Here is a 12,537-nt window from a genome sequence, read left to right as displayed (position 1 = left end):
AATGATTTAGGCATTTAGTTGCACATAGGGTGCTGGAGAAACTTCCTATTTCAGAAGCTGTGTAATGATCCAATTGCAAAAAGTGGGGATTAATGATGAATAATACAGTGAACATACTGGGAATCGACTTTTTAAATACAACCATTAACAATTTTATAAATACACTTCATTCTCACCTTGAGGACCGAAAGAAGGCGTTCGTCGTAACGGCGAATCCGGAAGTCGTCATGAAGGCCCGTAAAGAAGAAGACTTTATGTCCGTCATCAAAAACTCGGATTACGTCACAGCTGACGGCATCGGGATCATTAAATCGGCCGGCCTTCTCGGACTTCCTCTTCCGGAACGTGTGACCGGTTTTGATCTGACGCTTCGCCTTTTAAGCCTTGCGAACGAGAAAAACTACAGTGTTTATTTGCTTGGCGGACGGGACAACGTCATTGAAAAAGCATCTGAAACCATTGAAACGGAATATCCGAACGTTACGATAGCCGGTTACCATCATGGATTCTTTGATCTGAATGATGATAAGATAGCGAGCACGATTGAGCACATCAAACCTGACATCGTCCTTGTTGCATTAGGCGCCGGGCGTCAGGAAACGTGGATTAACCAGCATCTTTCCCGCTTCGAGCACGGAATTTTCATGGGTGTCGGCGGTACATTCGATGTTCTTGCTGGAGAAGTACAGCGTGCACCTGAAATGTGGCAAAGGATGAACCTTGAGTGGTTCTACCGTTTAGTGAAGCAGCCATCCCGCTGGAAACGCCAGATTGCACTTCCGCAATTCGCTTTAAAAGTGCTTCAGGTTAAAATGCAGCAGATCGCAAAAGTTCCAGTCCGATAAAAAATTTCATTCAGTAAATCCCTGGCAAGGAAGAGCATTTTGCTTCTTCTTCCGGGGATTTTTTAATTCGCCGTACAGTATTTCCAAAAATTTGTATTTTTATACTTGAGAATATATTTTCTATGGTATAATCCTAGAGACCAAATCGAAAAATTTGACAAAATTGATGTATTTTCTGTTTCAACCTACAAGAATCGACAAATCGTTTCGACCCTTTTGTAGGTACACAGCAGAAACATATCTTGAAATTAATGAGGTGTCATATGTTTTACGTTACATTGTTCGTATGTTTTCTAGCATCGATCATACTAACACCTTTAGTTAAAAAAGCCGCTTTCTTTATCGGAGCGGTCGATAGTCCAAACAACCGAAAAGTTCATGCGAAAGTGATGCCTCGAGCGGGCGGACTCGCCATTTTTATCAGCTTTTTAATCGGCTTCTGGATCCTGCATCCGGAAAGCCCATATACGGTGCCTATCCTTTTGGGATCAGCTATCATTATTATGACCGGATTACTTGATGATATTTATGAATTATCACCAAAAGTAAAGCTTGCGGGGCAAATTGCAGCCGCTCTCTGTGTTGTCGTTTTCGGAGGCATTCAGGTTCATTTCATTAATCTGCCCTTCGACGGACGTCTGGAGCTGGGCTGGTTCAGCATCCCGCTAACGGTGCTGTGGGTTCTTGCCATTACGAATGCGATCAACTTGATCGATGGATTGGACGGGCTTGCCGCCGGGGTTTCTTCTATTGTATTGTTCACGATCGCCGCGATTGCCTTTATCATGGGCAACGTGCTTGTCATGGCAATCGCCGGTGTCGTTTTGGCCGGAACTCTTGGATTCCTGTTCTACAATTTCCATCCCGCTAAAATCTTCATGGGCGATACCGGAGCACTTTTTTTAGGGTTCATCATATCGGTCTTATCACTTCTTGGGTTTAAAAACGTTACGTTGTTTTCTCTTGTGGTGCCGGTGATTATCCTTGGTGTTCCAATCTCTGATACGATCTTCGCGATCATAAGAAGGATTTTGCATAAGCAGCCGTTGTCAGCACCCGACAAATCGCATCTGCATCACTGCTTCCTGCGTTTGGGCTACTCCCACCGCACAACGGTATTGATCATCTATGCGATGAGCGCGGTGTTCGGGATTGCAGCGATCCTCTTCTCAACCTCGACGCTATGGGGTTCATTGTTCATCATTGCCGTTCTAACTCTCGGCATCGAGCTTGTAGTTGAAGGCGTAGGGCTTGTCGGTCAAAATTACCGGCCTGTACTGAACGCGATCAGAAAACCTAATAAATAGGAAGAAACAAGAATCCCTCTCCTGGTTGAAGAGGGATTTTTTGTGTTGTTGGGTAAACTGCGCATCTTTTTCTCCTCCACAAAAAACCATCCACTCCAGGGAGCTGTCCTCCCGGAATGGATGGTTTACTTTGGTAACACTACACCATTTATTGATTTTCACCGCCGCCTGGGTGTTTGAAGTCCACAAAGGCTGGTGTGATATTAATGGAGTTGATGTTATGCACGAACAGAACAGCATCGATATCGTGCTGGTCAATGTACTGATAGACGCTCTTCTGCTTGTAGTGCCTCATATCAATAATTCGTGTCTCGCTAAAGTTGCGGGACAGGAACTGGATCATCGGATTCACATAGGAATCCTTTAGAATGAGCACCTTCGGACCGTTTGGCTTGTTCGGATTCTTGATGACGGCCTCAGAGACGTCTCCAGAGAAGTATGTCTGATAATGGTTAGCGTAAGTGCCTTCTTCCTTAAGCTTGGACATATCATAAAATGAATGGCCGCACGTTTTCCGATAACAGATCGAAATTGGTTTTTCCTTGAACTCTGGCTGTGCGATCGTAATCGTATCGGGTTTGGAAGCATACGATTTGGTTGTTTTCCTTGCATCTGAACCGTAAAATTTTTCTGGAGCCTCTTTCCACGTAAACTGGCTCTTCGGAATCGGCTTGCCTACGCCGGGATGCTGTTTGCTCATTTCATCAATGATTTTTTCATAGGCATAATGAGCGGCTTTCGGCTTCCAATGATGGTCCGTATGGAAATACATATTCGGCTCTTGAAGATGAGGCTTTATCGTCGGCCGCAGATCCAGCGCATGAACATCCTTAGAGAAACCATCCATCAGCTTATCTGACAGCTCATTGCCGTGGGCCTCGATGTAATCCGGGAGTTTATTCTCCATGATGGTCGATTTGTTTGGCGGCAATGCAAAGTACACATCTATGTTTTTCTTTTCAAGTATATGGGCGAAGGAATTGATCTTATCATTAACTTCCTTCGTCTTGTCTTTCGGATGCACCGGATTGATCAGGTAGCCATTTTTTAAAGCATACACATCCCTGATTTCATCCTTCTGCATGATAAATTTATCAACCGAGGCATTGGCTTCAATAAACGCCTGTCTACCCGGGAATTGATCATTAAAATAAGCTTCAAAGGATTTGAAGTATTCCCCTGATAGCAGCCGTTCCACCGTTGCATCTGGCCGCATCTTCAAATCCCTGTTCTCCAATGCTGAAACAGGGTTATCATCCTTCAGCCACGTCCATAATCCAAAGCCGAAGATGAACAGCAGCAAAAAGCCAATAAGAATCATATCCGCTATTTTTTTCTTCATTTCGCACCCGTCTCCCTTCTTATGATTTTTAGAACCGGAAATAGATGAATGGGTTGAACGAATTAGAAACCATATAGACAACAGTCAGTACAAGGATGACGGCATAATAGCTCGTCGTTGCGATATCCCGTCCAAAAATACGAATTCCTTGAGAGGTCTCCGCTCTGTCCTCCACCTTGTCCATCAATAGCTTTAAGAACGGCGTTGACCCAATAAGTGCGAGCAGGATCACCATTCCATACTGAGTGAAATAGTAGGAAGCATCTGTGTCCCACAGCCCTGTCCCGTTCAGACCGAACATGGTTTGAATATAGGAATACGCATAGCTGAACGTTTCAGAACGGAAAAACACCCATCCGATCACTACGATAAGAACGGCATAAATGTGCTGGATAAACCGCGGCACCTTGATCAGCAGCTTGCCAAGGAACGCTTTCTCAAGCATGATGAATGCTCCGTAATAAAGACCCCATGCGATAAAGGTCCAGCTCGCTCCGTGCCAGATGCCCGTTGCCATCCAGACGATGAACAGGTTCCAGTACGTCCTCATCTCCCCTTTTCGATTTCCGCCAAGAGGGATGTACACGTAATCACGGAACCAGGAGCCGAGGGATATATGCCACCGGCGCCAGAACTCGCTGATGGAACGCGAGATATACGGATAGTTGAAGTTTTCAAGAAAATCAAATCCAAACATCTTCGCCAGCCCGATCGCCATATCGGAATATCCCGAGAAATCAAAGTAAATCTGAAGGGAATAGGCGATGATTCCGATCCAGGCAAGGCTGGTTGACATGCTTCCGGGATTCTGTGCGAAAACATGGTCAGCCACATAAGCACAGCCATTCGCCAGAATCATTTTTTTCCCTAACCCCATAATGAACCGCTTCGTCCCATAGGCAAAGCGCTGGAACGTCTCATAACGCTCTTTAAGCTGGTGGGAAATCGTATGATACCGGACGATCGGGCCTGCGATGAGCTGCGGAAACAGCGCGATATACAGTGCCAGGTCGATCGGGTTTTTCTGTGCTTTTTCTTTATGGTAAACATCGATCACATAGCTTATGGCGTGGAACGTAAAGAAAGAGATTCCCAGCGGCAGCGGAATATTAGGAATATCAATACTCATTCCAAACAACTCATTAATGTTATCCACAATAAAGTTGGAATACTTGAACACTCCGAGCAGCAGCAAGTTAGCGGCCACCATGACGCCGATGATCCATTTCACCTTCGTTTTTTCCTCACGCTTCGCATCTACGATCAGTGCAAACACATAGTTCATCGCGATGGAGAACAGCATGACAAGTACAAACCGCGGTTCTCCCCAGGCATAAAAAATCAAACTCGCGCCGAGCAAGATCGTGTTCTTAAACGGGCGAGGCGATAGGAAATAAAGCAGCAATACGATTGGCAAGAATAAAAACATAAAGACAGTTGAACTAAAAAGCATACAAAAATCCTTTCGTCTCTTCTTTAATTTTGTAAAAAACATGTAAAAAAGTTGTAAATACCCGCATAAAATCCGGCATAAATCGACCCTACCCTATACTATTCATCTGAATTCTTCATTTTTTGACAACCGTTTTCCAATTATTTTATTTCAACATATTGGAAACAAAAAAAGACAAGAGCCGTCTAAGCCCTTGTCAATCCTGGTTACTCGGTAATTTTCAAACCGATATTATTTGCTTTGGTAGAGTAAAAATTAAACGTACGATCTTTATACACCATTTCATTCTTCAGGATCCGTATAATATTGATCAGTTCATAATCATTGTATCGGATGAAAACTGTAAAGAAGGCTGTTTTCAATTGATTCAGCTTCTTGAATGGGACTCTGAATTCCCCTCTGTTTCCGCTAATCTCGAAATCCACTTGTATTTCATTCCAATAGTTCTTCCTGTCTCTGATCAACACCGTATTGACGTGATCGACATGGTCGCCATAGATTTCAAAGGTCTGCACGTACTCCCCATTTTCGGTATAGGAATCGATAGCACGTGCAAGCATGGGTATACGGATGTGCCGAAACTTGTCGTTGAAGAAAGGAAGCTCATAATACGGGAGTCCGTCTTTTATCACGTATTTCTTGTTCTTTTCTCTTTTCAGCCATGTAAACAACTGGATAAAGTCATCGATTCGGTCCTCCATAAACAGATCAGCGGCGGCACGGTACATTGGAACCTGAAAGGACTCCCTGAAGTCATACCGAAGGTCCTTCGTCGTTTCCATCGCTTCGCGGAGTACGCCAATGAAAGCCTCTTTCTCATCTGATCGCACAAAAACCTGGCTGTCAAACGTCTTAAACATATCAATTTCATAGAGCCTGGTTAACGCGGCTCTCTCTTTTTCAACCGGCAGATTCTGCGCTTTAATATGCTGGATGACCTGCAGATCGCAGCGCCGTTTATCCAGAACAGAGGTTACCTTCGTTAGTGAACCGGGGTTCTCATCGGTCCGGTTGACGTAAAAGACAGGCTTTGTCGTTGTGGAAATGGTATTTACATGAAAAAATACATCACAGAAAAACTGTTTATCTTCCCCAAACTTCATATCAGGAAAGCCGATGTCATGCTCTTTAAGCAAGGAGAGCTTTACCGCTCTGGCACGAGGCCCCATATGGTAAAACATGCGGGGAATCTCGTACGGTGTGATGCTCCGTCTTTCTTTGACCGACTCATGCTCGCCGATGATGGTCTCTGAATCCGAGGTGACCTTGATCGTTTTTCCGACTGCATAATCGTCACCCGTTTCCTCAAGGATGTTTACGAGCGTTTCGAGCCCGTCCGGCTCCAACCAATCGTCTCCGTCTAAAAAAGTAATGTATTTTCCGGTTGCAAGCTCAATTCCTATATTACGCGGAGTTCCAGGTGTTCCTGTGTTTTCCTTCAAGGAAACCACACATATGTTTTTATGCTTAGAGGCATAATGATGAAGAATTTCTTTCGTTCTGTCTGTCGAACAGTCGTCGACAATAATATATTCGATGTCATCGAAGTCCATGGTTTGTTGGATGACTGAATCTACCGTTTTGTGGATAAACGTCTCCACATTGTAAGCTGCGGTAACGACGGTTATTTTCTTTTTGCGGCCGAACCATTTGGCCAGCCTCCTTGAAGGATGATTCACGATTTCGATTTTATCACTCTGAAGAAATTCTCTTGCTGTCTGGCGAAAAGGTGAAGACATACAATCACTCCAAATCCATTTTGAATACATACCGTCTTATTTTCCCCAATGGACTCCTGAATAAAACGCAAAAAGCCTTCATCGGAAATCCATGAAGGCAAATTGCTGCATCGTGTACTTGATTATGCGTGAAACGAATCCGGACGCTCCGTCCGCATACAATAATGATAGAGGATCGCCTCGACGATCCGGCGTGAAGCCTGTCCGTCTCCGTACGGATTGGACGCTTTGGCCATTTCTTCATACGCACGGCTGTTGGTTAACAGTTCTTTTGTAATCATATAAATATTTTCTTCTTCCGTTCCAGCCAGCCTTAGCGTTCCTGCTCCGATGCCTTCAGGACGTTCCGTGTTGTTGCGGAGAACAAGTACCGGAACACCAAGAGACGGAGCCTCCTCCTGCACTCCGCCGCTGTCTGTCAGAATCAAATGGGCACGTGAGGCGAAGTTATGAAAATCAATAACACCAAGCGGCTCAATCAGGTGAATTCTTTGATCGTTTCCTAAAATTTCATTCGCCAGCTCCTGGACCGCCGGGTTCAAATGGACGGGGTAAACGACCTGTACGTCAGAAAAATCCTCCACCATTCTTTTGATGGCGCAAAAAATATTCCTCATCGGTTCTCCGAGATTTTCCCTGCGGTGAGCCGTAACCAAAATCAGACGGTCATGGCCGATCTTTTCAAGCACCTCGTGAGTGTAAACGTCCTGAATGGTCGTGGATAACGCGTCGATTGCTGTATTACCCGTGACAAAAATGCTGTCTCCCTGCTTGTTCTCATCCAGCAGGTTGCGGGCAGCAGCAGGCGTCGGTGAAAAATGAAGGTCAGCGATCACACCGGTAAGCTGGCGGTTCAGCTCTTCCGGGAACGGGGAATATTTGTTATGTGTACGCAGCCCTGCTTCTACATGTCCAACCGCGATCTGCTGATAGTATGCTGCCAAGCTGGCCACAAATGTCGTCGTTGTATCCCCATGGACGAGGACAAGATCCGGTTTGACATCCTTCAAAATGTTTTCAAGGCCAATGAGCGCCTTGGTCGTTATCTGGCTTAACGTCTGCCGGTCCTGCATAATGTTCAGGTCATAGTCAGGGGTGATGTCGAACGTATCGAGCACCGCATCGAGCATCTGCCTATGCTGGGCAGTCACTGTAACAACAGGCTCTATTTCTTCATGGTATTTTTTCAGCTCCAGGACGAGCGGCGCCATTTTAACCGCTTCGGGCCGTGTACCGAAGATCGTCATTACTTTAATTTTCTTTTTCATATTCATACCTCGCTCAGTACAACTGTGTAGGCTGTATGTATTCATTAATGATTCATGCTACCTTTATTTTACGCTGTAGTCAATGATGCCACAATCTAAATAAAAAAGTTTGTTTTTTTCAGGTTTAGAACAATGGCAGGCGGGGTACATAGCTTATATAACCACCACCAACCCCTAACCCCTGAAAAGAGAGTTATCCTTTTGGATAACTCTCTTTTTTTGCTGGTTCATTCTTCACAAGGCGAGGCGTAAAAATAGCCGATTTCATGGCGTCCGTGTTCATCATTTTTCGAAAGTCAGCTCCTGACATCTCAATAGTTTCATTAAATCCAGTGATTCTTACCTTCGTCGCCCGTGTATATTTCCTTTCCAAAATTTTAATGTCAATCACTTCGCCAATATTGTAGGTTGCTGATCTCATCAAAGCTGAGTTCATACGTCCACCAGTTTTTCACGAATTTTGACTGGTCATAAGGATCCGGTTTGCCCACTAAGTATGACAGATCCGTGCTCCAGACGAATCCTGAACCGACCGTGTATCCTCCGGCAGAGGCCGAAAAGTAAGCATTGATCAAACTGCCTTTGTATGTGATAACCTCACCTTTTGTAGCCCCGTTGATGATAGCATTGATATTGGCCGCTTCCTGTCCGGCACCTTTATAAACCTGCGAATCGACCGTATCGTAAACATCCCACTTGCCGGCTGGACGAAGATGCTTCAGCGCATACGTTCTTGCTGCCAGCGCTTGTGCCTTAATTGCTTCTGGATACCAGCTTGCACTGATCTCTGACGGTACGACACCCTGGATCTTTTTAGGATCGGCGAACGACACTTCCAGTACGCCGTTGTAGTTCCTCTTTTTGTGAGACAGATACTTTCCTTTTACAGAAACCGCTTTAAACGGCTGATCGATATATAGCGTTTCATCTCCGCTCGTAAGCTTAAATTCTCCCTCTTCCATGTCACGATGTGTTGTTTGAGCCAAAGCCCCATAGCCCAACATCCGCCGGCCTAAATGGAACAGGAAGCTATTCCATTCAGGATATGCAGGGTTTTGCTTCAAAAGCACTGTATCGCGCTCTGCAGCTCTCAAGCCTTCAATCAGGAAGTTTTTAAGTTTTATCCTAAAATAAGAACACAACTTGGACGATTATAAAGAAGAAGAGAAAACGGTGCCTGGCACCGTCAATGAATTGGAATAGACATCCAATAAATAGTTTTATATGATATAAATTCCATATATATGCAAGTGACAAAGGGAGCAGATTTATTATGCTGGGAATAGTAAAAAAGGTTATGGAAGGATACTCTTCCGCTGATGTCAAACGTTTAAATAAACAAGTACAGCAGATCAATGAGCTGGAAGACCCAATCCCAATCTCTCGCTTAACGGATGAAGAGCTGCGGCAGAAGACTCAATATTTTAGGGAATTGCTCAACAGCGGAAAGACACTGGACGACATCAAGCTTGAAGCCTTCGCGGTCGTCCGTGAGGCTGGAAAGCGAATCCTCGGACAGCGCCACTATGACGTTCAACTTCTTGGCGGACTCGTCCTGCACGAGGGTTCAGTCGCAGAAATGCAGACAGGGGAAGGCAAAACACTCGTCGCCTCGCTTCCGAGCTATTTGAACGCTATAGAAGGAAAAGGCGTTCACGTCATTACGGTCAATGAATATCTTGCCGGCCGCGACTTTGAAACGATCGGAAAAATCCACCGTTTTCTTGGACTTGAAGTCGGCTTGAATACATCGCAAATCTCTAAGGAAGAGAAACAAAAAGCATACTCTGCCGACATTACATACGGAACAGGCAACGAGTTCGGTTTTGACTATCTTCGTGACCATATGGTGCTTCACTCTTCTGAAAAAGTGCAGCGGCCGCTTCACTATGCCATCGTGGATGAGATTGATTCGATTTTGATCGACGAAGCGAGAACACCGCTCATTATCGCGAATAAATCACAGCTATCCGCCGATCTGTTTTATATCACAAATCAGATCGTCTCCCTCTTCAATAGGGACGAGCACTTTGAACTCGTGACCGATACGAAACAGCTCTTTCTTACAGAGAAAGGCGTTCAGACCATCGAACGCTCTTTCGGGATCTCCAATCTGTTTGATGAAGAGCATCAGCTGCTTTTCCATTTTGTCCTTCAATCCCTTCGTGCCCACGCGGTCATGAAACGCGATGTTGATTACATCGTTAAGGACGGCGAAGTGATGCTCGTCGACTCGTTCACCGGGCGGGTCATGGAAGGGCGCAGCTACAGCGACGGCCTTCAGCAGGCGATCGAAGCTAAAGAAGGGCTTGAGATCAAGGATGAGAACGAGACCCAGGCGACCATCACGATCCAGAACTATTTTAGAATCTACTCCAAGCTTTCCGGCATGACAGGTACTGCCTCGACGGAAAAACAGGAGTTTTACAACACGTACCGTTTGAATGTTGTTGAGATCCCTACGAACCGTCCGAGACAGCGCATAGACCTCCCGGATGTTGTCTACCGCAGCCTTGCTGATAAATTCAAGCGGATCGTAGCTGATTTCATGCGACGGAACGCCCGATTCTCGTCGGAACGACTTCCATCGAGCAGTCCGAGCATCTGGCTTCCCTTCTCGAAAGGGAGAACCTCCCTTACCTGATTTTGAACGCAAAAAGCGAAGAGCAGGAAGCGCGCATCATCTCGATGGCGGGGCAAAAAGGAACGATCATGATCGCAACGAACATGGCCGGACGCGGAACTGATATCCTGCTCGGTGAGGGCGTATCCGAACTTGGCGGACTCCATATCATCGGAACGGAACGTCATGAGAGCCGCCGCATCGACAACCAGCTGCGCGGACGTGCCGGACGCCAGGGAGATCCGGGTTCTTCCCAGTTTATCCTGTCTCTTGAGGACGAGCTGTTCAGCAAGATGGATAAAGAAGAAATCGACAAATGGATCAAAAAAGCCGAGACCAACTCTACAGGGGAAGTCATCAAACCCGAACCTCTCAAGTTTGTAAACAAAGTACAGCTTTCCATTGAGGGAATCTTCTACTCGGCACGTGAACACCTGCTGAAGGTGGATAACGTTTCCGATCAGCAGCGCAAGGTCGTTTATGCCCTCCGCAACCGCATCTTGGATGAACCATCGGTCTATCCCCTCATCCAGGTGAGCACGAAGGAATATGCCACGCATGTGGCCGATGCCCATTGTGTGGAGGAATTGCCGTCTGAGGACTGGGATGTTAACGGTTTGAGGGCTGATCTTCAAACGATTTTTCCAGAACAAACGCTGACCGAATCCACGTTTAACGACATGGAAAAGGAAGAGATTCAGGAAACCATTGATCGGTTTTTGGCAGAGAGGAATCGTCTGATGGAACGTTTGGCCGAAGAAGAGAACACAGAACGCGATCACGAGGTGAAAGGCTTTATCCTTCGTTCGCTCGATACCCTCTGGCTCCGCCACCTGGAAACGATGAACTTTATAAAGGAAGGCATGCACCTGAAGAGCTACTCTCAGGAAGATCCTTACCGCATGTTTGAAAAAGACGCGTATGATGCGTTCCTCGGCATGCACAGAGAATGGAACCAAGAAATCACCATCCAGTTTGCGACTGTGGTCCAATACAGCCAAACGGAACTAACCGGAGGACAGTAATGCTATCCTTTTTCAAAAAGAATACAAACCATAAAGATACGAACGAGACACCCGTAGCCGTGGTGGAGCCGGTTCAAGATACCGACGCTGTCCAGGAGCCCGCTGCTGAAGAGGCGGAAACGGAACTTCACATTCACCCGGATTGGGACATTACCATACAGGATCGCTATGTGTACCAGTTCCACCATGCACAGCTGCCTAAATTAAAACCAAACCAAATTTCGATCTCAAAAATTGATGTGGCAGCAGATGACGGCAGTTTTATGGTGAATGCCTTCATCCGCAACACATTGTCCAAAAGCATCCGATTCGAGGAAGTGACATTGCTTCTTCTTGATGCGGAGGGAACCGTCTTTGCACGCAAAACGTTTGATCTTGAGCTGATGGGCGATCTTCCGGCGGGCGCTTGCCAGCCATGGATTTTCCTGTTTTCTGAAGAAGATCTGACCGGAAATGTGTTTCCTGCAGATAATGACTGGAAAATTGCTTTTGAATTGAAGAAGAAAGCACCATCTGAACACCAGCTTATGCTCCATGAAAGCTGGGAGAACAGCTTAAACGATGTGCAGAAGACAAGGCTTTATGAGATGGTCAGTAACCTCCCTCCTCTGACAGCCGGTGAGATCAATTTTATGGGCATCGAAGCCCGTATGGCCGATAACAGTGACCTTTCTGTTACCTTGCTCATCCGTAACGGGAGCGATAAAGACATCAAAGTGGAACAGCTTCCGTTATGCTTTGAAGACGGCAGCGGTGAACTGACGGCCAAAGGAGCCTTCCAGCTGACTGATTTTGAAGTAAAGGCCAACACAAGCAAGCCATGGACCTTTATTTTTCCGGAAGCACTGCTTCTTAACAAAACACCTGATCTTTCAGCATGGAAGGTCTATCCCCCGCAATCCTAAAGAAACAGAGAAACCCTCGGCGGGTTTCTC

At 45.9% G+C, this 12,537-nt stretch carries 10 protein-coding genes; 5 read left to right on the top strand and 5 right to left on the bottom strand.

Features of this window, described 5'->3' with window-relative positions:
- Positions 1-95: 95 nt before the first annotated feature.
- A complete protein-coding gene (locus ABHN01_RS04325) occupies positions 96-845 on the top strand; it encodes a WecB/TagA/CpsF family glycosyltransferase (RefSeq protein WP_429874521.1) in 750 nt (249 codons plus the stop codon).
- A gap of 263 nt (positions 846-1,108) precedes the next feature.
- The gene (locus ABHN01_RS04320; protein WP_429874520.1) at positions 1,109-2,152 is read left to right on the top strand and encodes a glycosyltransferase family 4 protein; all 1,044 of its coding nucleotides are present in this window, start codon (positions 1,109-1,111) and stop codon (positions 2,150-2,152) included.
- Positions 2,153-2,300: 148 nt separating this feature from the next.
- Here ABHN01_RS04320 and ABHN01_RS04315 read toward each other — a convergent pair whose 3' ends face one another.
- From ABHN01_RS04315 to ABHN01_RS04295, 5 genes are all read right to left on the bottom strand, one after another.
- Positions 2,301-3,494, bottom strand: a complete 1,194-nt coding sequence (locus ABHN01_RS04315; RefSeq protein ID WP_429874519.1) for a DHHW family protein — start codon at positions 3,492-3,494, stop codon at positions 2,301-2,303.
- Between the two features lie 28 nt (positions 3,495-3,522).
- Positions 3,523-4,947, bottom strand: a complete 1,425-nt coding sequence (locus ABHN01_RS04310) for an MBOAT family O-acyltransferase (RefSeq protein ID WP_429874518.1) — start codon at positions 4,945-4,947, stop codon at positions 3,523-3,525.
- A 206-nt stretch (positions 4,948-5,153) separates the two neighbouring features.
- Positions 5,154-6,686 carry a glycosyltransferase family 2 protein gene (locus ABHN01_RS04305; RefSeq protein WP_429874517.1) on the bottom strand — a complete coding sequence of 511 codons (1,533 nt, stop codon included), beginning with the start codon at positions 6,684-6,686 and terminating at the stop codon, positions 5,154-5,156.
- A 122-nt stretch (positions 6,687-6,808) separates the two neighbouring features.
- A complete protein-coding gene (wecB, locus tag ABHN01_RS04300; RefSeq protein WP_429874516.1) occupies positions 6,809-7,954 on the bottom strand; it encodes a non-hydrolyzing UDP-N-acetylglucosamine 2-epimerase in 1,146 nt (381 codons plus the stop codon).
- Positions 7,955-8,337: 383 nt separating this feature from the next.
- On the bottom strand, positions 8,338-8,940 hold the full coding sequence (locus ABHN01_RS04295; RefSeq protein ID WP_429874515.1) for a SpoIID/LytB domain-containing protein: 603 nt from the start codon (positions 8,938-8,940) through the stop codon (positions 8,338-8,340).
- Between the two features lie 287 nt (positions 8,941-9,227).
- Between ABHN01_RS04295 and ABHN01_RS04290 the strand changes: the two genes are divergently transcribed.
- Genes ABHN01_RS04290 through ABHN01_RS04280 form a run of 3 tightly spaced genes read left to right on the top strand, consistent with a single transcriptional unit; the run spans position 9,228 to position 12,507 of the window.
- Positions 9,228-10,598 carry a DEAD/DEAH box helicase gene (locus tag ABHN01_RS04290; RefSeq protein ID WP_429874514.1) on the top strand — a complete coding sequence of 457 codons (1,371 nt, stop codon included), beginning with the start codon at positions 9,228-9,230 and terminating at the stop codon, positions 10,596-10,598.
- Positions 10,520-11,602, top strand: coding sequence for a hypothetical protein (locus ABHN01_RS04285; protein WP_429874609.1), 1,083 nt, complete (start codon positions 10,520-10,522; stop codon positions 11,600-11,602). The genes ABHN01_RS04290 and ABHN01_RS04285 overlap by 79 nt, the downstream gene beginning before the upstream one ends.
- On the top strand, positions 11,602-12,507 hold the full coding sequence (locus ABHN01_RS04280; protein ID WP_429874513.1) for an accessory Sec system S-layer assembly protein: 906 nt from the start codon (positions 11,602-11,604) through the stop codon (positions 12,505-12,507). Before ABHN01_RS04285 ends, ABHN01_RS04280 begins: the two co-directional genes overlap by 1 nt.
- Positions 12,508-12,537: the final 30 nt, after the last annotated feature.

The organism is Fictibacillus sp. NRS-1165 (assembly GCF_050468105.1).
Lineage (GTDB): Bacteria > Bacillota > Bacilli > Bacillales > Fictibacillaceae > Fictibacillus_C > Fictibacillus_C terrinigri.
This window is presented reverse-complemented; position numbering and strand designations above follow the sequence as displayed.